21 protein-coding genes are annotated in these 23,820 nt (G+C 70.5%); 13 read left to right on the top strand and 8 right to left on the bottom strand.

The genetic code is table 11. The features are described from left to right. Window positions 1-48: 48 nt before the first annotated feature. Window positions 49-225, bottom strand: coding sequence for a hypothetical protein (locus ACIOKD_RS38525; protein WP_189767463.1), 177 nt, complete (start codon window positions 223-225; stop codon window positions 49-51). 287 nt (window positions 226-512) lie between these two features. Here ACIOKD_RS38525 and ACIOKD_RS38520 point away from each other — a divergent pair, with 287 nt between their 5' ends. After that, window positions 513-947 (top strand): ATP-binding protein, encoded by a 435-nt coding sequence (locus tag ACIOKD_RS38520; protein WP_402092897.1) that lies wholly within the window; start codon window positions 513-515, stop codon window positions 945-947. Between the two features lie 83 nt (window positions 948-1,030). Here ACIOKD_RS38520 and ACIOKD_RS38515 read toward each other — a convergent pair whose 3' ends face one another. After that, window positions 1,031-1,471 (bottom strand): ATP-binding protein, encoded by a 441-nt coding sequence (locus ACIOKD_RS38515; RefSeq protein WP_402092896.1) that lies wholly within the window; start codon window positions 1,469-1,471, stop codon window positions 1,031-1,033. Window positions 1,472-1,704: 233 nt separating this feature from the next. Continuing rightward, complete coding sequence (locus ACIOKD_RS38510; protein WP_402092895.1) at window positions 1,705-2,076, bottom strand: PRC-barrel domain containing protein; 372 nt, start codon at window positions 2,074-2,076, stop codon at window positions 1,705-1,707. A 274-nt stretch (window positions 2,077-2,350) separates the two neighbouring features. Here ACIOKD_RS38510 and ACIOKD_RS38505 point away from each other — a divergent pair, with 274 nt between their 5' ends. Continuing rightward, window positions 2,351-2,521, top strand: a complete 171-nt coding sequence (locus ACIOKD_RS38505) for a hydrophobic protein (RefSeq protein ID WP_107017343.1) — start codon at window positions 2,351-2,353, stop codon at window positions 2,519-2,521. Window positions 2,522-2,596: 75 nt separating this feature from the next. Then, window positions 2,597-3,169, top strand: a complete 573-nt coding sequence (locus tag ACIOKD_RS38500) for a Dps family protein (RefSeq protein WP_402092893.1) — start codon at window positions 2,597-2,599, stop codon at window positions 3,167-3,169. A 78-nt stretch (window positions 3,170-3,247) separates the two neighbouring features. Here the strand turns inward: ACIOKD_RS38500 and ACIOKD_RS38495 are convergent, their stop codons facing one another. The 3 genes from ACIOKD_RS38495 to ACIOKD_RS38485 form a co-directional block, all read right to left on the bottom strand. Next, window positions 3,248-4,192, bottom strand: coding sequence for an anti-sigma factor RsbA family regulatory protein (locus ACIOKD_RS38495; RefSeq protein ID WP_402092892.1), 945 nt, complete (start codon window positions 4,190-4,192; stop codon window positions 3,248-3,250). 292 nt (window positions 4,193-4,484) lie between these two features. Further along, window positions 4,485-4,763, bottom strand: a complete 279-nt coding sequence (locus ACIOKD_RS38490) for a DUF5133 domain-containing protein (RefSeq protein WP_402092891.1) — start codon at window positions 4,761-4,763, stop codon at window positions 4,485-4,487. Between the two features lie 67 nt (window positions 4,764-4,830). Then, window positions 4,831-5,694 (bottom strand): SigB/SigF/SigG family RNA polymerase sigma factor, encoded by an 864-nt coding sequence (locus ACIOKD_RS38485; RefSeq protein ID WP_402092960.1) that lies wholly within the window; start codon window positions 5,692-5,694, stop codon window positions 4,831-4,833. Window positions 5,695-6,183: 489 nt separating this feature from the next. Here ACIOKD_RS38485 and ACIOKD_RS38480 point away from each other — a divergent pair, with 489 nt between their 5' ends. The 5 genes from ACIOKD_RS38480 to ACIOKD_RS38460 all read left to right on the top strand — a co-directional run bounded on the left by ACIOKD_RS38480 (window position 6,184) and on the right by ACIOKD_RS38460 (window position 16,924). Further along, complete coding sequence (locus tag ACIOKD_RS38480; protein WP_402092889.1) at window positions 6,184-7,062, top strand: RNA polymerase sigma factor SigF; 879 nt, start codon at window positions 6,184-6,186, stop codon at window positions 7,060-7,062. A gap of 450 nt (window positions 7,063-7,512) precedes the next feature. After that, window positions 7,513-11,790: a HAMP domain-containing protein gene (locus ACIOKD_RS38475; protein ID WP_402092886.1), complete on the top strand. Its 4,278-nt coding sequence runs from the start codon at window positions 7,513-7,515 to the stop codon at window positions 11,788-11,790. Between the two features lie 145 nt (window positions 11,791-11,935). Then, window positions 11,936-14,323 (top strand): SpoIIE family protein phosphatase, encoded by a 2,388-nt coding sequence (locus ACIOKD_RS38470; protein WP_402092958.1) that lies wholly within the window; start codon window positions 11,936-11,938, stop codon window positions 14,321-14,323. A gap of 268 nt (window positions 14,324-14,591) precedes the next feature. Then, entirely contained in the window at window positions 14,592-14,975 is a 384-nt protein-coding gene (locus tag ACIOKD_RS38465; RefSeq protein WP_402092885.1) for an STAS domain-containing protein, read from the top strand. Between the two features lie 191 nt (window positions 14,976-15,166). After that, window positions 15,167-16,924 carry a PP2C family protein-serine/threonine phosphatase gene (locus tag ACIOKD_RS38460; RefSeq protein WP_402092883.1) on the top strand — a complete coding sequence of 586 codons (1,758 nt, stop codon included), beginning with the start codon at window positions 15,167-15,169 and terminating at the stop codon, window positions 16,922-16,924. Between the two features lie 25 nt (window positions 16,925-16,949). Here ACIOKD_RS38460 and ACIOKD_RS38455 read toward each other — a convergent pair whose 3' ends face one another. Together ACIOKD_RS38455 and ACIOKD_RS38450 are read right to left on the bottom strand one after the other, a co-directional pair. After that, window positions 16,950-17,441: a MarR family winged helix-turn-helix transcriptional regulator gene (locus tag ACIOKD_RS38455; protein WP_402092882.1), complete on the bottom strand. Its 492-nt coding sequence runs from the start codon at window positions 17,439-17,441 to the stop codon at window positions 16,950-16,952. 213 nt (window positions 17,442-17,654) lie between these two features. After that, window positions 17,655-18,623 carry an alpha/beta hydrolase gene (locus ACIOKD_RS38450; protein WP_402092880.1) on the bottom strand — a complete coding sequence of 323 codons (969 nt, stop codon included), beginning with the start codon at window positions 18,621-18,623 and terminating at the stop codon, window positions 17,655-17,657. 246 nt (window positions 18,624-18,869) lie between these two features. Between ACIOKD_RS38450 and ACIOKD_RS38445 the strand changes: the two genes are divergently transcribed. From ACIOKD_RS38445 to ACIOKD_RS38425, 5 genes are all read left to right on the top strand, one after another. After that, complete coding sequence (locus ACIOKD_RS38445) at window positions 18,870-19,310, top strand: MarR family winged helix-turn-helix transcriptional regulator (RefSeq protein ID WP_402092879.1); 441 nt, start codon at window positions 18,870-18,872, stop codon at window positions 19,308-19,310. A gap of 151 nt (window positions 19,311-19,461) precedes the next feature. Beyond that, a complete protein-coding gene (locus tag ACIOKD_RS38440; protein ID WP_402092878.1) occupies window positions 19,462-22,266 on the top strand; it encodes a beta-L-arabinofuranosidase domain-containing protein in 2,805 nt (934 codons plus the stop codon). A 34-nt stretch (window positions 22,267-22,300) separates the two neighbouring features. Further along, on the top strand, window positions 22,301-22,897 hold the full coding sequence (locus tag ACIOKD_RS38435; protein ID WP_402092877.1) for a class I SAM-dependent methyltransferase: 597 nt from the start codon (window positions 22,301-22,303) through the stop codon (window positions 22,895-22,897). A gap of 41 nt (window positions 22,898-22,938) precedes the next feature. Next, a complete protein-coding gene (locus ACIOKD_RS38430) occupies window positions 22,939-23,490 on the top strand; it encodes a GNAT family N-acetyltransferase (RefSeq protein ID WP_402092876.1) in 552 nt (183 codons plus the stop codon). Between the two features lie 46 nt (window positions 23,491-23,536). Next, a complete protein-coding gene (locus ACIOKD_RS38425) occupies window positions 23,537-23,779 on the top strand; it encodes a hypothetical protein (protein WP_402092875.1) in 243 nt (80 codons plus the stop codon). Window positions 23,780-23,820 lie beyond the last annotated feature (41 nt).

Below are 23,820 nucleotides of genomic sequence, written 5' to 3'. Positions count from 1 at the left end.
TGCGGTCCGTTCTCGTGCTGTGTGCGAGCCGTGGCGGTGTCTCGCACCTCACCGCCTGCGGCTCCTGCTTCCCCACCCGGTGCCCACACCGGCGACGTGCAGCGCCAGCACCGTCAGACCGATGAGCATCACGTTCGTCGATGTGAAAGTGTCGTTGGTCGAGATGTCCGCGGCGTTGATCAGAAACGCGATGAAGAACAGGACTGCAGCTGCTATGCCGAGCACGGATTCGCCTCTTTCCGGTTGTGGGACGGGAGCGGCTCCCGTCCCAGACCTCCGTATGCCCCGGCCCGGCCGAAACAGACGTGGGAACCAGCCGCGGACAAGCACCCATGAGTCGGTCCGATCGTGGTACTCGCCGATCACACGGGAATCACCAGAGACCACTGCGTTCCGGTTCACCTACCATCCCCACCGGACCCGGGCGAGTAAGGCCCTCGCCGTCGGGAAGCAGCAGCGGTGGAAGCAAAGGATCAGCACAGCCCTGTGGGGAGTGGGCTGGGGAAGGCGCAATGGCGACCGAGCCGCGTTGGGACGACAAACTGCCTTCTGAGGAGATGTACACCCGGACGACCACCTTCCCCGGCGAGCTGCCCAATGTGACGGGTGCACGACTCGCCGCCGAGGAGTTCCTCCTTGCCCTGACGCGCACTTCGCCACCGGCCGCACCCGAGCACTGGGACGACATCCTGCTGGTCGTCACGGAGCTGGCGGCCAATGTGGTGCAGTACGCGCCGGGTCCGTTCGAGCTGCGTCTGCGGCGTACGTTCGACGGCGTGCACGTGACCATGCACGACACCAGCACCACACCGCCCGCGCCGCGCCCGTTCCATCCCGGCCGGGGTGACGGGGGTGTCGGGTGGCATCTGATCCACACCCTGTGCGACCAGGTGAGCGTGGTGGTGACCGACAAGGGCAAGGACATCCATGTGTTCCTGCCCTGGTGAGGACCACCGCCCGGCAGGAGCCACCGCTCCGGGACGGCCTCGGACGGAATCGTCCGAGGCCGTCGGCGTGCCGGCGCGGTCCGTCAGAGGAGCGGCACCAGCACGCTGACGGTCTTGCCGCCTCCCGGCCGCGGGTCCACGGCGATGTCACGCGCCAGCCGGATGATGACCGGCCAGCCGTAGCCGTTGCCGTGGTGCTTGGACGGCAGGCTTCCCGGGCCGAAGGCGGCGGCGGGGACGACGTCACTGTTGTCGTGCACGGCCAGCCGCACTCCCTGAGGCGTGGGCGTCACCTCGAATCCGGCCAGTCCTCCCCCGTGCCGGACGGCGTTCGCGGCCAGCTCCGAGACGACCAGCGAGAGATCGATGAGGGCCGCCTCCGTCGCTGTGCGGTCGGCGTCGTTCCACTGTTCGAGCACCACACGCCGTGCGTACGCGCGGGCCATCGCCGCGGTCGTGACGGGGGCCGGCGCCGCCGCCGCGGTCGTGACGGACGCGATGGCGGTCGTATCGGTTCGGTCCATATGCGTCGTGTCCCTGCACTCCGGTTCTTCGATGCCCGGCGCCGGCCCGGAGCCGTCGAGCGGCTTCACGGACCGGTCACCGTCCCCGGCATCGCCATCACCTGCGCCTCGTCGCGGGGACGAGTGGCTGCGCGGTCGTGATCGGCATCATCGCTGTCTCCTCGCTCCGCGCCCCATGAGGATCCGCCTTCCCACTGAATCCCCATCCATTGCGGCGGACGCGTCGCGCCGGCTCAGGTCGTGGCCGTCCGCCGTGGGGGCAGGCTCCGGTAGTAGTGGCCGACTCCGGCGAGATAGTCGGGGTCCAGCGTCTCGCGGTCGGTCCTGAAGCGCGGCGCGGCCTTGATCTCGTCCTCGGTGCACGCCACCTTGATCTCCCGGGCTTCCGGGTCGATGGAGGTGACCACGCCCACGGGTATGAGAACGCTCCTGCCGAACACCCAGCCACCGGTGTCGACGATCAGATGCCGCATCCCGGATTCGTCCACCTGCCGGTCCACATGCCCGATGGTCCCGTCGGCCGCGGCGACCGTGAACCCCGTGAGCAGCAGTCCCTCCGCGTATCCGCTGGCCGGTGCGTACGACCAGATTCTGTCGGTGGTCACGTCGCTGCTTCCTTCCCGTGGTCGAGTGGTGAACGGAGCACCGCGGCCGGTGTGCACCGCCCGCCGTCCTCCTCGGGCAGCCAATACCCTGCCGCCCGGACCGCACTCCCAACGGTTTCCCCGCAGCGGCGTCATCGAGCCCGCGCGGGCCGTCCACCACAGGGGTCCGCAAAGGTCCACGCGGAGGCCCGCACAGGAAAAGCGTGCCGCCTCCGAAAAAAGCAGGCGTACCGCCAGGGAAGCAGGGAATCAGAAGTGCTGGAGGTTGATTTCAATGGTTCCCATCATTCTTGTTCTTCTGCTCGCCCTTCTTCTTTTCGGTGCGGGTTTCGCACTCAAGGCACTGTGGTGGATCGCAGTCATCGTGCTGGTCGTCTGGCTCCTCGGCTTCGTCGTGCGTCCGACTGCATCCGGTGGCCGCCGTGGCCGCTGGTACCGCTGGTAGGAGGGCCATGAGCCGTCGGGCACCGGCCATCGCGCCCGCCACCTCGCACAACGGATTCACAGGGAGGAACGAGGAATGACGCCGTCTCGAACCGAGCCCAAGTACACCGTTCCCGGACTCAGCGTCCAGGACGGCGGGAAGGTTATCGAACTGCTCCGCCTGCGGCTGCACGCACTCAATGACCTCTCGCTCACACTGAAACACATTCACTGGAATGTGGTCGGCCCGCATTTCATCGCCATTCACGAAATGCTCGACCCGCAGGTCGACCGGGTCCGGGCCATGGCCGACGACACCGCCGAGCGCGTCTCGGCGCTGGGCGGGGTGCCCATGGGAACACCCGGTGCCCTGGTCGCCGAGCGGACCTGGGACGACTACGACGTCGGGCGCGCGGACGCGATCGCCCATCTCGGCGCCCTCGACCTGGTCTACACGGGCATCGTCGAGAGCCATCGGGCGGCGCTGGCGGAGGTCGGCAAGTTCGACCCGGTGACGGAGGACCTCCTCATCGGGCAGCTGCGCTCCCTCGAACAGTTCCAGTGGTTCGTGCGCGCGCACCTCGAAAGCTCCGGTGGTGACCTCGCCACGGCGGGCGCCCACACCGAGAAGCAGGCCGCGCGCTCGGCCCACGAGGACGGGGCCCGATAGCGGGGCCGGTGACGCGAAGGGGCCCGGATCCGTTTCGGATCCGGGCCCCTTCGCGCGCTGTCGATGCTTTCGCGTGCTTCAGACGCGTGCGACGTAACTGCGGATCGTCGTGCCGGCGTCGTCGGTGTGCAGGCGCACCAGATCCGAGAGGTAGTGCACGAGCAGGAGGCCACGACCGCCGATCTGGCCGGGATGCGCGGGGCGACGGCCCGCGAGGGGGTCGGCCAGTCGGCCGAAGTCCTGTACCTGGCAGACGATCTGCTCGTTCTCCGCCCACAGGCACAGCGTCCCGGTGCCACCCGCGTGCACCACGCTGTTCGTGGTCAACTCGGCGACGACCAGGGCGAGATCCTGCAGACGGACCGCGCTCATCCCCCGCTCCCCCGCCTGAGCGAGTGCGAAGTCACGGGCGGCGGGCAGCGCTTTCGCGTCGTAGCGGAATGTCGCCGCGCCGGGCAGAGGGGACAGCGGTTCGTTGCAGCGCGCGAGCACCTCTTCGGGGTCGTACGTCTCGCTGGCCCACTCGCGTCCCCCGGTGATGAGGACCGGGTGGGTGGCGTGGGCGTCGGCGAGCACGTCCTCCGGCAGGGACCGGGCGTCGTACGGGCACAGGATGGTCACTTCCCGGCCGCAGAACGCCTCGTTGATGAGGGCCTCGTGCTGGACGCAGGCGGGGTACTCCACGGCGGTGCGGCCGGGCCAGATCGGCTCTCCGATGATGCGGACGCGGACGCCCGCCCTGGCGTCCGCGAAAGCTCGCAGGACCGAGGGGATGATGCGGCCGGGGTTGCGGCCGGCCAGGGTCATGTCGACGAGGTGCACGGCTTCCGCCGCCGGGCCCAGTGCCGCCGTGATCAGTTCGAGCCGGGCGGCGGGAGCGGCCACCGCCACGGGCTCCGAGACCGCCAGACCTTCCCGTATGAAGGGAACGGTGCCCGCCAGGTAATCCTGGTCGTCACGGTAGAAGAGCGCGGGGTGCACGAAGGGGGCGCCGGTTGTCGGCTCGGTGGCCGTCGTCGTCACGTCGGCGCTCCTGTCGGGGGCAGTACGGCCCGGCCCTTCCGGCGCTCCCGCCGCGAGGTCCGGACGGGGTGGGCGGCGTGCGCCGGGCGTGCTGCCCGCCGGACGGCCCGCGTCGGTTCGCCGTCGTCCGACGGCGGCATCGCCGACGAGCTGTCCGTGCTGTCCCTCAGGTCCATCGGTCTCACCCCGGGGCCCACCCTACGTCGTCGCACGGGCGTGCCCTCATCACTCCGGTGTTCCCCGTGCGCGCGGCGGGCCGGCCGTACCGGCGTGCGGCCGGCCCGGAAACGCGCTATGCGACGGCCTCGCCCGCGTCGAGGGCCTCGGCGGCCGTGGGGCCGGTGGGTCGCAGGGGCGTCGGCGTCACGGGCTCCTGAGCGGCGGCGATGTGGCCGCGCGCCTTCTTCAGCGCCAGGTTCACGTCACGGGTGCCCGTCGACACGCAGAGGGTGTAGGCGAGGTCCTGCGCCCGCTGGTTCGCCTTCACCGTGCCGCTCCCGGTCCGGTGCGCGACGAGTGCCTCGTACTCCCCCACGAGCTTGCGCAGGGTCGCGGGATGGGGCATCAGCATCCGGTTCACTCCTTGATCACTTGATCGTGGGTCCGCCGCGGGTTCGGGAGTGCCGGGTGGGGCGGCGTCACGCGGCCCCCGTCCTGCCGTCGGCCTCCCCGCGACCGGCGCGGGCCTGCGCGCCCAGCGCCTCGTCCCTGACCCGTGCGCAGCTGCGGCTGATGAGCCGTGAGACGTGCATCTGGGAGATGCCGAGCTGGTCGGCTATGCGGTTCTGCGTCATGTCCTCGAAGAAGCGCATGTACAGGATGTTCCGCTCGCGTTCCGGCAGCCGGCGGAGTCCTTCCTTCGCCGCCTCGCGGTCGACGACCATGTCGTAGGAGGAGTCGAGGTCGCCCAGGGTGTCCGCGAGGCTGTAGTTGTCGTCGGCGGACGACAGTTCGGCGTCCAGGGACAGGGTGCTGAAGCTCTCCATCGCCTCCATCCCGGCGCTGACCTCGTCCTCCGTCAGCCCGGCGTGCGCCGCGATCTCGGCTGCCGTCGGCTCGGGGGCACCGGGGTTCATCGCGAGGTCGCGCCGGGCGACGCGCACCTTGTTGCGCAGCTCCTGAACCCGGCGGGGCACCCTCAATGCCCACATGCGGTCCCGGAAGTGCCGCTTCACCTCGCCGGTGATGGTGGGCACCGCGTAGCTCTCGAAGGCCCCGCGGGAGGGGTCGAACCGGTCGATCGCCTTCACCAGGCCGACGGCCGCGACCTGGCGCAGGTCCTCGATGTTCTCGCCCCGGTCGCGGAACCGGCCGGCGATGCGGTGGGCCATGGGAAGCCACGCCTTCACCAACTCGTCACGGACCGCGTCCCGCTCGGGCCCCTCCTCCAGGGCGGCCAACCGGGCGAAGTCGGTCGCCGAGTCAGGAGCGTCGTCGTGCGGGTGCCTCGCTGTGGCGGTCCGGGGCGAGGAACCCGACGCGGCTGTCGTCACGGGGGACATGGACCGGGCCTCGGCAGGTACGGACTCCTCCGGGCTGTTTATCGACAAGTCGATGCTCATGCGGATTCGCTCCTGAACAAGTGGCGTGCGAGGGGATGCCGCAGGGACGATGACTTCCGGGGACGCCGGAGGGTCACCGCAGCCGGCTGAACCGTTCCTGCGGGCGTGCCTCCGGTCCGAAGCACGAAATTCCGCTTGCCCTTGCTTCCGGAGAGAAAACACCGCGTCTCGAAATCGACGGCCAGTGACGATGCCGCCCCGGTGCCGCCCCGGGCCGCCCCGCGCGGGAAACGGCGCACGGCCCGCCCGTGCGCACCGTGGGCGTAGGCTCGTGCGAGCGTTCTCCATGAGGGTCGGCCACGTCGGAGCGTCGACTTCCGGCCAGATCCTCAGTGGTCCTGATCTCTTTCACGAAGAGGTGGCATGACCCGCGTGAAGCAGGGCAGACGGCGTGTGTCATCAACAGCGACGGTGAGTGGGGTGGACGGCATGGCAGCCGTGACGGCGGGCGGGGCAACGGCCACGGCGCAGGGGATTCGGACGACGGACGAGACGGAACTCCCTCTCATCGAGGACCCGTCGCGCGTCAGGCCCAAGGACGCCCGGGAGCTGTCGCGGCAGTTCTTCGACCGTCTGGCCGTGCTGGAGGAAGGCACCCACGAATACCAGTACGCCCGCAACACCCTGATCGAGATGAACCTCTCCCTCGTCCGGTACGCGGCCTCCCGGTTCCGCGGCCGGGGCGACTCGATGGAGGACATCGTCCAGGTCGGCACCATCGGGCTGATCAAGGCCATCGACCGGTTCGAGCTGTCGCGCGAGGTGGAGTTCACCTCCTTCGCCGTTCCCTACATCGTCGGCGAGATCAAGCGCTTCTTCCGTGACACGAGCTGGGCCGTCCATGTGCCGCGGCGTCTGCAGGAGGCCCGGGTCGAGCTGGCGAAGGCCACGGAGGAACTGCGGACCCGGCTGGGACGTGCCCCTACGACCGCCGAGCTGTCCCACCTCATGTCGCTGCCCGAGGCCGAGGTCATCGAGGCCCGCAAGGCGGCGAACTGCTACAACTCCTCCTCGCTCGACGCGGCCCTGACCTCCGACAACGGCTCGAACGGCGAGTCCGTCCTGGCCGACTTCATCGGCGAGGACGACCGGTCGCTCGAACTCGTGGAGGACCTGCACTCGCTGGCGCCCCTGGTCGCCGAGCTCGACGAGCGTGAGCGCCGCATCATCCACCTGCGGTTCGTCGAGGAGCGCACCCAGGCCGAGATCGGCGAACTGCTCGGTATCTCCCAGATGCATGTGTCGCGCCTGATCAGCCGCATCATCAAGCGGCTCCGCGCCGGCCTGCTCGACCCCTCGGTGGCCTGACGCCCCCAAGCCCCCCCCTGACCGGCATCCCCCCGCCGGTGACCGAGCCCGCCGTCGCGGTCCCCACGAGCCCCCGCTCGCCGGACCGTGACGGCGGGCTCGGTCATGGGGTCCGCCGGTCGCGGGCCGGCCGGTGGTGGGGGGCCGCCGGTCCGCCCGCCGATGCGTCGGATCAGGGCGCCGCGTCACCCTCATGACAGTGCGTCCCACGCCTCCCGGACACCCCTCCGGCCCCGGCTCGTCCCCCGCTCGGCCTCGCCTTGTCCTCGGCTTGGCGGTTTTGACACCACACTTTGTTCACAACCTCACTTACGGGTTAGCCTGCGGCGTATTTCCTCCTCGGGCGGCCCCGTGCAACAGGATGTCCGACGAGGATGTGGTCCGGCAGTGGGCCTGTAGTTCCGAGTCCCTCTTGCACAGGGACCTAAGAGGCATGGAACGAGGGTGCGCATGACCAGCCAGACGACCGACACAGTCGACCGCACGCCGGGCGACCAGGAGCTTCGACAGCTGCTGGCCGGCCTCACGGCCGTACGGGACGGCGACTTCGGCACCCGTCTGCCGGACGACGGGGACGGCCTCCTGGGCGACATCGCCACCGTCTTCAACGGCATGGTCGACCAGTTGTCCGTGTTCACGTCCGAAGTCACCCGCGTCGCGCGTGAGGTAGGCACCGAAGGCACCCTCGGCGGCCAGGCCGAGGTACCGGGCGTCTCCGGGACCTGGGCCGATCTCACCGACTCGGTCAACGCCATGTCGGGCAACCTCACCACCCAGGTGCGTGACATCGCGCAGGTGGCGACCGCGGTGGCCAAGGGCGATCTGTCACAGAAGATCGACGTGCCTGCACGGGGCGAGATCCTCCAGCTCAAGGAGACCGTCAACACGATGGTCGACCAGCTGTCCGCCTTCGCCGACGAGGTCACCCGCGTCGCCCGTGAGGTCGGCAGCGAGGGACGGCTCGGCGGTCAGGCCCAGGTGCCCGGCGTCGGCGGTGTCTGGCGCGACCTCACCGACTCGGTCAACCTGATGGCGGGCAACCTCACCGCGCAGGTCCGCAACGTCGCCCAGGTGACGACCGCGGTGGCCAGGGGCGACCTGTCGCAGAAGATCACCGTGGACGCCCGCGGCGAGATCCTCGAACTCAAGAACACCATCAACATCATGGTCGACCAGCTCTCCGCCTTCGCCGACGAGGTCACCCGCGTCGCGCGCGAGGTCGGTACCGAGGGCCGCCTCGGCGGCCAGGCGGACGTCAAGGGCGTCAAGGGCACCTGGCGCGACCTCACCGACTCGGTGAACTTCATGGCGGGCAACCTCACCGCGCAGGTCCGCAACGTCGCCCAGGTGGCGACCGCGGTGGCGAGGGGCGACCTGTCGCAGAAGATCACCGTGGACGCCCGCGGCGAGATCCTCGCCCTGAAGGAGACCCTCAACACGATGGTGGACCAGTTGTCCGCCTTCGCCGACGAGGTGACCCGGGTGGCCCGCGAGGTGGGCACCGCGGGCAACCTGGGCGGGCAGGCCACCGTCCGCGGGGTGTCGGGAACCTGGAAGGACCTCACCGACAACGTCAACGTGATGGCGTCGAACCTGACGGGCCAGGTCCGCTCCATCGCCCAGGTCGCCACGGCCGTGGCCCGCGGCGACCTCAGCCAGAAGATCACCGTCGAGGCCAAGGGCGAGGTCGCCGCCCTGGCGGACGTCATCAACACGATGGTCGACACGCTGTCCGCCTTCGCCGACGAGGTCACCCGCGTGGCCCGCGAGGTCGGCACCGAGGGACGCCTCGGCGGCCAGGCCCAGGTGCCGAACGTGGCGGGCACCTGGAAGGATCTCACCGACAACGTCAACTCGATGGCCAACAACCTCACCGGCCAGGTGCGCAACATCGCCCTGGTGACGACGGCGGTGGCCAAGGGCGACCTGTCCAAGAAGATCGACGTCGACGCCCGCGGCGAGATCCTCGAACTCAAGACCACCATCAACACGATGGTCGACCAGCTGTCCGCCTTCGCCGCGGAGGTCACCCGCGTGGCCCGCGAGGTCGGCAGCGAGGGACGGCTCGGCGGCCAGGCCGAGGTGGAGGGTGTCTCCGGCACCTGGAAGCGTCTGACGGAGAACGTCAACGAACTCGCGGGCAACCTGACACGGCAGGTGCGGGCGATCGCCGAGGTCACCAGCGCCGTCGCCGAGGGCGACCTGACCCGCTCGATCACCGTCGAGGCCTCGGGCGAGGTCGCCGAGCTCAAGGACAACATCAACTCCATGGTGGAGTCCCTGCGCGAGACCACGCGGGCCAACCAGGAGCAGGACTGGCTCAAGACCAACCTCGCACGGGCCTCCGGCCTCATGCAGGGCCACCGGGACCTGTCTGTGGTGGCCGAGCTCATCATGGACGAACTCGCGCCCCTCGCCTCCGCCCAGTACGGGGCCTTCTACCTCGCGGAGGAGACCGGCAGCGGCAGTGAACTGCGGCTCGTCGGCTCGTACGGATATCCCGACGAGGACGATCGGCCCGACCGCATCCCCTTCGGCCGCTCCCTGGTCGGCCAGGCCGCGCGCAGCCGGCGCGCCATCACCGTCGACGAGCTGCCGCCGAACTACGTGTCCATCTCCTCGGGACTCGGCCGGACGGTGCCGACCGCCCTGGTGGTGCTGCCCATCATGGTCGAGGACCAGGTACTCGGAGTCATCGAGCTGGCCTCGGTCACCCGCTTCACCCAGATCCACCTGGACTTCCTGGGACAGCTGATGGAGACCATCGGCGTCAACGTCAACACCATCGTGGCCAACGCCCGTACCGATGAGCTGCTCGACGAGTCCCAGCGGCTGACCGCCGAACTGCAGGCCCGCTCCGAGGAGTTGCAGGTCCAGCAGGACGAGCTGCAGCGCTCCAACGAGGAGCTGGAGGACAAGGCCTCCCTGCTGGCCGCGCAGAACAGCGACATCGAGGCGAAGAACCTGCAGATCGAGCAGGCGCGCCAGGAGTTGGAGACCCGGGCGCAGCAGCTGTCGCTGGCCTCCAAGTACAAGTCGGAGTTCCTGGCGAACATGAGCCACGAACTGCGGACGCCCCTGAACAGCCTGCTGATCCTGGCCCAGCTGCTGGCACAGAACCCGTCCCGCAACCTCACGCCGAAGCAGGTCGAGTACGCGGGCATCATCCACTCGGCGGGCTCCGACCTGCTGCAGCTGATCAACGACATCCTCGACCTGTCGAAGGTCGAGGCCGGGAAGATGGACGTCAGCCCCGAGGTCGTGCCGCTGCGCCAGCTCCTGGAGTACGTCGAGGCGACCTTCCGGCCGATGACGACCCAGAAGAGCCTCGACTTCACCGTACGCACCGCGCCCGGCGCGCCCGCCGACCTGCTCACCGACGACTCCCGGCTGCGCCAGGTCCTGCGCAACCTGCTGTCCAACGCGGTGAAGTTCACCGAACAGGGCGGCGTGGAGCTGCGGATCGAACCGGCGGCCGACCACGAGGTGCCCAGCGGGGTGTTCCGCGGCGGCACCATCGTCGCCTTCCGTGTGCAGGACACCGGGATCGGAATCCCCGAGCAGCACCTGGAGACGATCTTCGGCGCGTTCCAGCAGGCGGACGGCACCACGAGCCGCAAATACGGTGGCACCGGCCTCGGCCTGTCCATCACGCGCGAGATCGCCCATCTGCTCGGCGGTGCCGTCACCGTGGACAGCACGCCGGGCCAGGGCAGCACGTTCACACTGTTCCTGCCCGTGGCGCGCCCCGACTTCGAGAACCTGGTGATCGGCGACCGCGCGCTGGAACCCGCGCCGGACGCGTCCGCCTCGCGGGAACCGGCGGCGAACGCTCCGGTCCCGGGTCAGGTCGGCCCCGCCAAACGCCGGCGGCGCAGGCTGCTCGTCGTCGAGGAGCGGCAGCGCGGACTGCTGACCCTGGTCGCGGAGAGCGCGGTGTCGGACGTCACCCGGGGCCAGGACGCCGGTGACCCGCGCGGCACGGTCGACGTCATCACCGCTTCCGGAGCGCACGAGGCGGCGAGCGCACTGGCCGCGGGCCCCTGCCACTGCGTCGTTCTCGAACTCGGCATGCCCGGCGGCGAGGCGCCCCGCTTCCTGGACGCGATGCAGGGCGACTCCGCGCTCGCGAACGTTCCGGTGCTCGTCCACAGCGGCCACCGCGCGGACCTGGCGCAGGAGCAGGAACTCCAGGCCCGCTCCGGCACCCGTGCCCTGGAGTTCCTGTCCAGTCTCGACGAACTGCGTGAGCGCATCGCCCTGCACCTGTCGGCCGAGGAACTGGGGGACGTGCCGTCCCTGGCCCGCGTGGAGGAGCCGCAGTCCAGTTCGCCCCGGGCCGTCGAGGACGCCTTCGTCGGCCGTACGGTCCTGGTGGTCGACGACGACGCGCGCAACCTCTTCGCGCTGAGCGGGATCCTGGAACTGCAGGGGTTCCACGTCCTGCACGCGGACAACGGCCGCAAGGGCATCGAGACGCTGGTCAACCACCCCGACATCGCCCTCGTCCTGATGGACGTGATGATGCCGGAGATGGACGGGTACGCCGCCACGGCCGAGATCCGCAAGATGACCCGGTACGCGGGGCTTCCCATCATCGCCGTCACGGCGAAGGCGATGCCCGGCGACCGGGAGAAGTCGCTCGCTTCCGGGGCCAGTGACTACGTCACCAAGCCGGTCGACACCGAGGACCTCATCGCCTGCGTCCGCCGCTGGCTGCCCGCGTGAGCGACCGCGCCCGGCCGTGTGCGAGCACCGGCCGGGCGCAGGTCCCCGCGACCCGCCCCCATGGGCATCCCCGCCGAGGAGCAAAGGCATCGTGAGCCTCCCAGAAGAACACCCTGATCCGGCCGACGAGACCGGCAACGACGCCCTGGACGTACCGGTCGACGAGCAGACCGCCCTCACCACCGACTACCCCGTGGGCAAGCTGGCCGCGACGGTGGAGCGGTTGCGCCGTGAGGTGCGGGCCGCCCAGGCCGAGGCCGACGGGCGCGCCCTGATCGAACTCGCCAAGGGCATCCTGGTCGAGCGGCTGGGATGCGGTCCGGCCCAGGCCGCCCGCCAGCTCGCCGAGCTGGCCGAGCAGGCGAAGGTGACACCGCTCGAACTCGCCGTCGACGTCATCAACCAGTCCGCCCGCGACCGCCTGTCGGACGTCGCCGGCGCCTTCCTGGCCGGCGCGAAGGGCGACGAGGGCACAGCCGCGGATCGCCGGGAGAGGGAGCGCTCCGCCGCGGTACGGCTGCGGGAGGCCGAGAGCGGTGCGCTGGCGGCCCCCGACACACAGGCCGTCGCCGACTCCCTCTTCCATCACGCGCTGACCCCGCTCGGCGCGGTCGCCGTGGCCATCTGGACCGCGGGGACCGACGGTTCGCTGACGCTCGCGGGCAGCGCCGGGTTCTCCCCCGCGGAGGCCGGGCGCTGGCGCTATGTGCCCCCCGGGGTGGTGACGGTGGCCCGTACGAGTCTCTCCGAGCGCACGGGGCAGTGGATCGGCTCCCTGGCGGAGACCGGTCTCCCCTCCATCGGCCAGCACCACTTCCCCGACGGGGGAAGAGCCGCTCTGCCCGCCGGCACCGGCGGGCGGGTCCACGGAGTCCTCGAAGTCGTCTGGCCCACTCCCCTGGAACCGCAGTCGCCCCAGGTGATCCGCCAGGTCGAGGCGCTGGCGGAACTGTGCGCCCACACGCTGGAGACCTACGCGTTCGTGCACGGCGGCGACACCGTCAGTGGACCCCGTGTCCTGCCGGACGCCGCCGAGCTGGTGGATCTGGCCGACGGGCTGCACGATCCCGCGCTGGTCCTCGTCCCGTACCTCGACGACGGGCATCTCGTCGACTTCCACATCCATCACGTCAACAGCCGTTTCCTGGATCCGGCCGGGCGGCCGCGCGGCCTCGTCAACGGCGCCCTGCTGCTTGAGGCCTACCCGATGGCCGCCGGGGAGAGCGAACTCTTCCAGCGGGTGGAGCGCGTCTACGCCACCGGGGAGCCGTTCCGCGCCCAGCGCATGAACCTCACGGCTCTCGTCGACCAGGTGGCGCTGGCGTCCGTGGCCGACATCAGCATCAGCCGCCACGGCAACAGCATCCTCCTCATCTGGCGTGTCGAGGACGAGACGGCACGGCTGGCGAGCCTGCTCCAGCACGCCCAGCGCCTGGGGCGCATCGGCGGCTTCGAGGAGAACCTGCTGACGGGCGAGATCACCTGGAACGGCCAGCTCTTCAGCCTGTACGGCAGATCACCGTCCAGCGGTCCCGTGCCGCTGGAGGAGCTGGCCCTGCACGCCCACCCGGACGACGGCGTCGCCATCGGCCGTTTCCTGCGCACCCTGCTCCACCACCGGCGTCCGGCGGCCGCGGCCTTCCGGCTCCAGCGCCCCGACGAGGTGACCCGCCACATCCGCGTGGTGGCGGAACCGGTGCTCGACGCCGACGGCCGGCCGTTCGTCCTGCGGGGGGCCTATCAGGACATCTCGGCCCAGCACTGGACGGAGGTCGCGCTGGCCGCCACGCGTGACCAGCTCGCGCACTCCGAGCAGCAGGCGGCCGAACGCAACCGGCTGACACTGCAGTTGCAGCACGCCATCATGCCCCCGACCCAGGCACCGCTGCGGGCTCCCCGGCTCGACGTGGCCGTCCGCTACCGGCCCGCCGAGACCGAACAGCTCGTGGGCGGCGACTGGTACGACGCGGTCGTGCTGCCGTCCGGTCTGGTGCTCCTGTGCGTGGGTGACGTGGCCGGGCACGGCATAGAGGCCGCGACGAGCATGGTCGTGCTGCGCAACGCCCTGCGCGGGCTCGCGGTGACGGGGGCCGGCCCCGGCCAGCTGCTGACCTGGCTCAACAGCGTGGCGCACCATCTGACGGGCTCCATCACCGCCACTGCGGTCTGCGGCATCTACGACCCGGCCGGCCGTACGTTGCGCTGGGCCAGGGCGGGTCATCTGCCTCCCGTACTGGTGCGGGACGCGGAGGCGGTGTCCCTGCCCCTCCTCAAGGGCCTGCTGCTGGGCGCCGTGCCCGATGTGACGTACGCCGAGGACGAGGTGCAGTTGGCGGCCGGCGACACGCTGCTGATGTACACGGACGGCCTGATCGAGCGGCGGGACCGCACGATGGAGGAGTCCATGACCCAACTGCTCACCACGGTCCGAACGGCGCCGTGCACGCTCGACCAGCAGTTGGACCGGCTCCTCACGTACAGCAGGTCGGACACCGACGACGACACCTGCATCGTGGGCATCCGCGTGTCGTAGCGCTTCGCCGGCCGGTCGCCCTTCACCGACCATGAACAAAAAGGTCCGCATGCGGGGGCGAAGCGGGGGTAGACGCGCGGGCATGTGCGACGAGAGACCAGGCATGTGCGACGAGAGACACAGACCCGCTGATGAGGCCACTGCCCGCGCGTACCGCGGAAGAACGCCGACGAGAGCTTGATCACGTCGCGCGTGCCGTCGGCGACGGCATCGAATGCGCGTACGGGGGTAGCAGCCCCAGACTGTTATGACTTTGTGGGAGGTACTTGTGTCCATAGCCCAGAACCCGCTGTCCGTGGAGGTTTCCCTGCCTCGCGAGGACGTCGTGCTGCTCACGGTCGAGGGACATCTGGACATCGACACCGCGACGGGACTCCAGCACCATCTGGCGAACCAGTTCCAGCACGGTCGTCGTCACTTCCTGCTGGACCTCTCGGCCGTTCCCTTCATGGACTCGTCCGGGATGAACATCATCATCAGGGCGTACCAGCAGACGCGGGAGCTCGACGGGAGCGTGCACATCATCTCGCCGACGCCGCCGGTGCGACGGATCCTCGACCTCACCGGTGTGAGCATCACCGTGCCCGTGTCCGACAGCGTCGAGGACTCGCTCGCGCTCGTGGACAAGCGGCAGCGCAGCGACTCCGCCTGAGCCTGACGCACACTCCGCCATCGGGGGACGGCGGAGCACAGTCGCGTACAACAGTTGTTGTTTGACAACATTCGACCAAGGCAAGGCGTGATCGCCGCCATGACGGCGTGCGACGCGAGCAGCTCCGCCCGGCCCGTAGGGGACGCCATCACCGTCGCCGCACCGGCCCCCACCCCGTCGGACCGCACACCATGATTCGTACCTGGCACATCTCCACCGTCCCCGACGCCGCACGGGCCCGTGTCGACACGGCACGCCTGGCCGCCGCGCACGGGGTGCCCGACATGGAGCGGACCCGTCTGACGGTCTCACTCGGCGCACAGCTGCGGCAGTGCCTCGCGCAGGGCGGCACCTGGCGACTCGATCTGGAAGCGGCCACGGAACCGCCCGAGGACGGTCTGCTGCGGGCCGTCGTGACCTCGTGCGACGGCGCGGACGCCGAGGGACGGCCGCCGTGGCACATGACGGTCCCCTGCGCCGTGGGCGCGGCCGCGGCGGATTCCGGGCCCGTGGCGGACGAGCACGGAACGCTGGCCGAGGCACTGCTGGACGCCGACGAGGACACGGCCCTGGTGCTGGAGAGACTCGGCGAGCAGGAGGACCTGGTCACCTTCCATCGGGAGGAACTGGATCAGACCAATCACGGCGTACTGGCCCTGCACGCCGAGCTGGACGCGGCCGGCCGGGCCCAGCGCGACCTCCTGGCCGCCGAACGGAAGGCGCGCAGCGAAGCGGAGACGGCCCGCCGCAGACTGACGTTCCTGGCCGACGCCAGCGCGGTACTGACGGCGTCGCTCAACCACGACGAGGTCGTCCGCCGACTGCAGAGCCTGTTGGTTCCGGAGTACGCCGGCAGTGTCGACGTATGGCTCTTCGACGGGGACGACGAAGACCGTGTGAACGCGCCGCGTCCGGCCGCCGCCGTGGTCGCGGCCCGCACCGGGCGCCCGCAGTACGCGGCCGACCGTCCCGGCGGCCTCCCCGGTGTCGACGACCATCCCTCCTCGGCGCCGCGCCCCTCGGCGCCCCTGCTGTGCATTCCGCTGGGGACCCGGCGGTCCCCGCAGGGGGTCCTGATCCTCTCGCCGCCGGGCGCCCGGTGGGACGCCGACGACGTCGTCATGCTGATCGAACTCACCCGCCGGGCCGGTGTGGCGATCGACAACGCCCGGCGCTTCGAGCACAACCGGGACATCGCCGAGACCCTGCAGCGGGCCCTGCTGACGGACCTGCCCGCCTCCCCGGGCCTGCGTCTGGCCGCGCGCTATCTGCCGGCCACCCACGGTCTGAACATCGGCGGCGACTGGTACGACGCCTTCCGTCAGCCCGACGGCAGCCTCATCACCGTCATCGGCGACGTGACCGGGCACGGCCTGCACGCCGCCGTCATGATGAGCCAACTGCGCACCGCGCTGCGCGCGTACGCCGTCGACGGCGGCACCCCGGGCCAGCTCCTCACCCGGCTGCACATCTTCCTGCACCACCTGCAGCCCGATCTGTACGCCACCGCCGTCATCGCCCGCTTCCACCCCGACGACCCGACGCTCACCTGGGCCGCGGCGGGCCATCCACCGCCCGTGCTGCGCACCCCCGACGGGCAGGTGCACACGCTCGACGCCAAGCCCGGTGCGATGCTCGGCATCCCGCTGCAGCAGGTGATCCAGGACCACACCGTGACCCTCACGCCCGGTTCGACCCTGGCGCTCTACACGGACGGCCTGGTCGAACGCCGCGCTCAGGGCATAGACCCGGGCATCGAGCGGCTCGCCGCGGCGCTCGGTACCTTCCGTTCCGCGGACCTCGACGCCGACCTGGACGCCTCGGCCGACAGTCTGCTGCATCCGCTGCTGAGCGATTCCGAGCGGGACGACGACGTGTGTCTTCTGCTGTGCCATCTCCACAGCCGGGCGGTGGAGCCTGCGAGGACCCCCACCAAGCTGTCTTTCTGAGCTGTCTCAACCGAGCTGAGCTGTCTCAACCGAGCTGTGGCGGCTGCGGGCGTACGAGGGCGTGGGCCCGGTGGAAGGCGTGCAGGCCCTGTTGCAGGGAGGCCCGCTCCCCCGGTGTCATCACCGCGAACACGCCGGTGAGGCCCAGGGAGCGGTGCTCGGTGACATCGGCCAGGAGCCGCCGCCCCTGGGGAGTGACCACGAGCTGCACCTCACGGCGGTTGTGCGGCTGGACGGTCCGCTGGAGCAGTCCGGCTGCTTCGAGGCGGCCGCACAGCCGGCTCGCGGTGGGCAGCGCTATACCCAGGTGCTCGGCCAGGGCGGTGAGATTGAGTTCCGGCAGTCTTCGGACCGTCTGCAGCGCGAGCAGTTGGCGGGTGGGCAGACGGGGCGGGGCGTCCGCGGTCGCCGCGAACCACAGCGTCACCAGACTCTCCACCGCGTCGAGGACCTGATCGGCGAGCGTGTCCGGCGGGTGGCCGGCGCGCTGCGGGCGATCCGGCACGGGAGTGGTCACACGCACTTCTCCTTCGGTTCTCCCGGTCGACTCCGGCCAGGACAGTGGTCGTGCACGTCGGCCCTACCCGAACAAACGGACCGTACACAGCCCGCGCTCCCCCGATGCCCGTCCGGCCGGGCTGCCCCGTAACCACGACCGGCCCGGCCCTCCCCCTCCCGCGTGCGTGGTACGGGAGGAGGAGGGCCGGGCCGTGTCCGGTGGCCGGGACGGTCAGCCGGTGGCCAGGGCACCCTTGAGCACGGTGATCGCCTGGCTGATGGCGGCCTCGGCGGCGTGGGTCTCGCGCAGGGCGTTCAGCATCACGAAGTCGTGGATGATGCCCTGGTAGCGGACCGCGGTGACCGGCACGCCGGCCTCGCGCAGCTTGTTGGCGTAGGCCTCGCCCTCGTCGCGCAGGACGTCGGCCTCGCCGGTGACGACCAGGGCCGGCGGCAGTCCGGTGAGCTGCTCGGTGGTGGCGCGCAGCGGGGAGGCCGTGATCTCGGCGCGCTGCTTCTCGTCGGTCGTGTACTGGTCCCAGAACCACTGCATGCCGTCACGTCGCAGGAAGTAGCCCTCGGCGAACTGGTGGTAGGAGCCCGTGTCGAAGGAGGCGTCGGTGACCGGGTAGAACAGCACCTGCTGGACGAGCGTGACGTCGCCGCGCTCCTTGGCCATGAGGGTCAGGGCAGCGGCCATGTTGCCGCCGACGGAGTCGCCCACCACCGCGGTGCGGGAGGCGTCGAGCCCGTGGTCGGCGCCGGTGGTGGCGACCCACTGGGCGACGGTGTAGTTCTGCTCGATGGCGACGGGGTAGCGGGCCTCGGGCGAGAGGTCGTACTCGGGGAAGACGACCGCGGCCCCGGCACCGACGGCGAGTTCGCGCACCAGGCGGTCGTGGGTGTGGGCGTTGCCGAAGACCCAGCCGGCGCCGTGGATGTAGATGATCACCGGCAGGGTGCCGGTCGCTCCGGCGGGGCGGACGATCCGGGTGCGGACCTCTCCGGTGGGGCCGCCGGGGACGGTGATCCACTCCTCGTCGACGGCCGGCTTGGCGATCTCGCCCGACTGGACCTCGTCGACGGCCTTGCGGCCTTCGACCGGGCCGAGGTCGAACAGGTAGGGCGGGTTGGCGGTCGCCTCGGCGAAGGCCGCGGCGGCGGGCTCCAGGACGGGGCGGACACCGGTCGTTTCGGTCATGACGATCTCCTCGGATCTGGTGGCGTGGGCACGCTTCTCGTGGGCTTCGCCGGGGACGGGAACTCTCCAAAAACAGTAGCTCACGACTTAGTCGTGCACAACTTATAAGGGGGCGATATGATCGGGGAGACTCGACGCCGGGGTCGGCGATAGGGTGTAGATCACAGGTGGATCGAAGTAGATCACCGAGTACGGAGGTACGCCGTGAGCACCGCCGGAGCCGAATCGACGCAGAAGGATGCACCCGTGTCGCCACGGGAGGGCTCTCTCCTGCTGGAGGACCAGCTCTGCTTCGCCCTCTACGCGGCCTCCCGGGCGGTCACCGCCCGCTATCGCCCCCTGCTGGACGAGCTGGGACTGACCTATCCGCAGTACCTGGTGATGCTCGCGCTGTGGGAGCAGGACTCGATATCCGTACGCGACCTGGGTACCGCTCTCCAGCTTGAGTCCAGCACCCTGTCACCGCTCCTCAAGCGCCTGGAGGCGAACGGGCTGCTGCGGCGCGAACGCAGGGCGGAGGACGAGCGTTCCGTCGCCCTGCACCTCACCGAGGCCGGGACGCGGCTCCAGGACCGGGCGAACGCGGTCCCCCTCGCCATGGGCGACGCGATGGCCCTGACCCCCGAACAGGACGCCACGGCCAAGCACTTGCTCCGCCTGCTCACCACGAACGTCAGCGCCCCGTAGGGGCAATCACGCCACAGGCATTGACGCGTCACCCTCGCGTACCTATGTTCTGGTCGACTTCCCGGACGTCGTACGGTATTTCGAACACTGCGAACTGCGAACTTCGTCGGACACCCCGCCGAAGCCGACCCCGCGCAGAGACGAGGAACGCATGGCACCCGCCCTCCCCAGACGCACCCTCCTCCAGGCCGCCCTGCTCGCGACCGCCACCCCGGCGATGTCCCACGCCGTCGGCGACAGCCGGGCCGTGGCCGCCGCACTGCCCGCGCCCGCCGCCTGGACACTCCGGCCGTTCGACCTCAAGGACGTGCAGGTGGGCCAGGGCCTCTTCACCGCGAAACGCCAACTCATGCTCGACCACGGCCGCGGCTACGACGTGAACCGGCTGCTCCAGGTCTTCCGCGCCAACGCAGGCCTCTCCACGGGCGGCGCGGTCGCCCCCGGCGGCTGGGAGGGGCTGGACGGCGAAGCCAACGGCAACCTCCGCGGCCACTACACCGGCCACTTCCTGAGCATGCTGTCGCAGGCGTACGCGAGCACCGGCGACCAGGCGTACGCCGACAGGATACGGACCATGCTCGGAGCGCTCACGGACGTCCGCGCCGCCCTGCGCAAGGACCCTGCCGTGCTCTCCGCCACCGGGAGGTTCGGCACCGCGGCGGCGAACGTGCGCGGCTCCTACCAGTACGTCGGCCTGCCGGCCACCGTGCTGAACGGCTCCGCCGCGATCACCCTGTCCGCCTGGGTCAGACCCACCCACCACGCCGACTGGGCCCGAATCTTCGACTTCGGCGACGACAACACCCGGTACATGTACCTGGCCGCCCGCAACGCCGGCGGCGTACCGCGCTTCGCCATCACGACCGCCGGTCCCGGCGCGGAACAGGGCCTCGACGGCACCGCCGCTCTCCCCCTCGACCAGTGGAGCCACCTCGCGGTCACCATCTCGGGCAGCACGGGCAGCCTCTACGTCAACGGCACCCGGGTCGCCCAGAACGCCTCCATGACTCTGAACCCGTCGTCGCTCGGCACCCCGACGAACAACTGGCTCGGCCGCTCGAACTTCGACGACCCGGTGTTCGCGGGCGTCTTCGACGAGTTCAACGTGTGGTCGCGGGCGCTGACCGCCGCCGAGATCGCCTCCCTGCAGAGCAGCCGCGCCGCCGCCTCCACCGCTGGCCGCGGCACCCTGGCCTCGTACGCCTTCGACGAGACCACCGGAGGGGTCTTCGCCGACGCCTCCGGCCGCGGGCTGACCGCCACCCTGCGCAGGACCTGGGGCGGGCCGAGCCACCCCGGGTTCCTGGCCGCGTACCCGGAGACGCAGTTCATCGATCTGGAGACGAGGACCACCTCCGACTACACCAAGGTGTGGGCGCCCTACTACACCGCGCACAAGATCCTCAGGGGCCTGCTGGACGCCTACCTCGCCACGGACGACGCCCGGGCGCTGGACCTGGCGTCGGGCATGTGCGACTGGATGTACTCCCGGCTGTCCAAGCTGCCCGACGCCACCCTTCAGCGGATGTGGGGCATCTTCTCCAGTGGCGAGTTCGGGGGCATCGTCGAGGCGATCGTCGACCTGTACGCGTTCACGGGCAGGGCCGACCACCTCGCGCTGGCCAAGCTGTTCGACCTCGACAGGCTCATCGACGCCTGCGCCTCGAACACCGACACACTCGACGGACTGCACGCCAACCAGCACATCCCGATCTTCACCGGCCTGGTCCGGCTGTACGACGCGACGGGTGAGACGCGCTACCTCACCGCGGCGAAGAACTTCTGGGGCATGGTCGTCCCCCACCGGATGTTCGGCATCGGCGGCACGAGTTCGGCCGAGTTCTGGAAGGCCCGCGGGATCGTCGCGGGGACGATCAGCGACACCAGCGCCGAGACGTGCTGCGCGTACAACCTGCTCAAGCTCAGCCGGATGCTGTTCCTCCACGAGCAGGACCCGAAGTACATGGACTACTACGAGCGCGCCCTCTACAACCAGGTCCTCGGCTCGAAGCAGGACAAGGCCGACGCCGAGAAGCCCCTGGTCACCTACTTCATCGGCCTCACGCCCGGCCATGTCCGGGACTACACCCCCAAGCAGGGCACCACCTGCTGCGAGGGCACGGGCATGGAAAGCGCCACCAAGTACCAGGACTCGGTGTACTTCAAGAAGGCCGACGGGAGCGCGCTGTACGTCAACCTGTACAGCCCGACCACCCTGACATGGGCCGAGAAGGGTGTCACCGTCACCCAGACCACGGACTATCCGAGGGAACAGGGTTCCACCCTCACCGTCGGCGGCGGGAGCGCGGCGTTCGAACTGCGGCTGCGGGTGCCGTCCTGGGCGACCAGCGGCTTCAAGGTGACCGTCAACGGCGCCGCCGTGAGCGGGACTCCGGCCGCCGGAACCTACTTCGCCGTCTCACGCACCTGGCAGAGCGGTGACACCGTACGCGTCACCATCCCCTTCCGCGCCCGCGTCGAGAAGACCCCCGACGACCCCGGCCTCCAGACCCTGTTCTACGGTCCGGTCGACCTCGTCGCCCGCAACAGCTCCACGAGCCGACTCCAGTTCGGGCTCTACCGCAACGCGGCCCTCTCCGGGGACCTGCTGCCGAGCCTCACCCCCGTGTCCGGCAAACCGCTCCACTACACCTTGAACGGCACGGAGTTCGCCCCGTTCTTCGAGGGCACGGAGGACCCCACGCACGCCTATTTCCGGCGCACCGAGCCCAAGGTCGTCCTCGGTGCCACCGACTCGGGCGTCACCAATGCGGCCCGGAGCGACGGCACGACCCTCCTCGACGAGATCTGGGCCGGCGCCCCCTTCGCCACCAAGGCCGCACTGGTCACACGGGTGCGGAGCACCGTGAACTCCTGGGTCGCGGCGGGCCTCCTGAGCCAGACCGACGGCCAGCAGGTGGTGACCACGGCACAGAACGCCTCGTACGTGTCCTGACACGCCCCGTCCGCCGTGTGCGAGGGTCGCGATCATGCCCTTCGATCACAACGACCACTACCACCGTCTGCTGCTGCGCCGGTTACCGCGGCACGGGCTCACCGCCCTCGACGTGGGCTGCGGCACGGGCCGCTTCGCCCGGCGGGTCGCCGCGCTCGGCTACCAGGTGGACGCCGTCGACCCGGACGCCGGGGTGATCGCGGTCGCCGAGGGCATCGGCCAGGGCCCACGCTACCGGCGGCTGGACATCTCCGAGGCCCGGCTGCCCAGGGGGCACTACGACGCCATCACCTGCCTGGCGAGCCTGCACCACATGCCGTTCACCACGCTCACCCGGTTGCGGGAGGCGCTCGCGCCCGGCGGGGTCCTGCTGGTCCTCGGCTGCTACGCGGGCCACAGCTGGTGGGACCTCGCGGCCGTGCCCGCCAACACCGTGGCGCGGGCCGGGGTCTGGTCGGCCAAGCGGCTGAGCCGGGCCGAACCCCCGCCGCTCCAGGCTCCCGTACGGGCTCCGCGGATGTCGCTCGACGACGTCCGGCGCGAGTCGGCCCGACTGCTGCCCGGCGCCCGCATACGGCAACTCCTGTACTGGCGCTACCTGTTGACGTACCGGGCCGCCGGCGGCTCCTGAGGGCCCGTGGCGATCGTGTCGGACGTGGGACGATCAGGTCCATGCTGCTGGAGACCCCCAGGCTCGTCCTGCGCCGCTTCCGTGCTGAGGACGCGGCGCCACTGGCCGCGTACCGCTCCGATCCCGCGGTGGCCCGCTATCAGAGCTGGGACGCGCCCGTGCCCCACGACACGGCCGCCCGGATCGTTCGGTCGTTCGCCGAGGGGTCTTCGCAGAGTCCGGGATGGTTCCAGTACGCGATCGAGCTCAAGGCCGACCGGTGTCTGGTGGGAGACGTGGGGGTCTGTCTGCACGAGAACCTGATGCAGGCCGAGCTCGGGTTCACGCTGGCCGGCGAGCGACAGGGGCACGGCTATGCCGCGGAGGCCGTGGCGGCGGTGCTCGACGACCTGTTCGGGCGCCGGGGGCTGCACCGGGTGTCCGCCGAGTGCGACGCCCGCAACACCCGTTCGGCCCGGCTGCTGCGGCGGCTCGGATTCGTACAGGAAGGCCTTCTCCGTCAGGGCAGTCGGCTCAAGGGCGAGTGGACGGACGACCTGCTGTTCGGCCTGCTCTCCTCGGACCGCCGGTACTCCGCCCACACCCCCGAGTAGGACGCGACACGGGCACACCACACCCTCCCGGGTCACACTGCGCGAGATGGCGATGCGGGCGCGTGACGGGTACCTCGCCCATCCGCGGGCCGCCGCCATGGTCTTCCTCGGCCACGCGGCCCCGGACGCCGCGTGGCAGGCGCTCACCCGGGAGCGGCGCGAAGCCGACGAGCAGGCGTGGACGGCGGGCTACCGGTGGGTCGCGCCTGAGGCCTGTCCGGCCCCGAGCGAGTGCGGGACGAGCCGCACGCCATGGCCGGTAGCTCTCTCGAACCGGCGGTGGGCCTGATGCCGACACACTGGCGGCGCGGACCGCGGCCCCTCGCGAGC

The organism is Streptomyces sp. NPDC087844, assembly GCF_044742785.1.
Taxonomy (GTDB): Bacteria; Actinomycetota; Actinomycetes; order Streptomycetales; family Streptomycetaceae; genus Streptomyces.
Note: the sequence above shows the minus strand (reverse complement) of the source record. Positions and strands in the feature narration are given on the sequence as shown.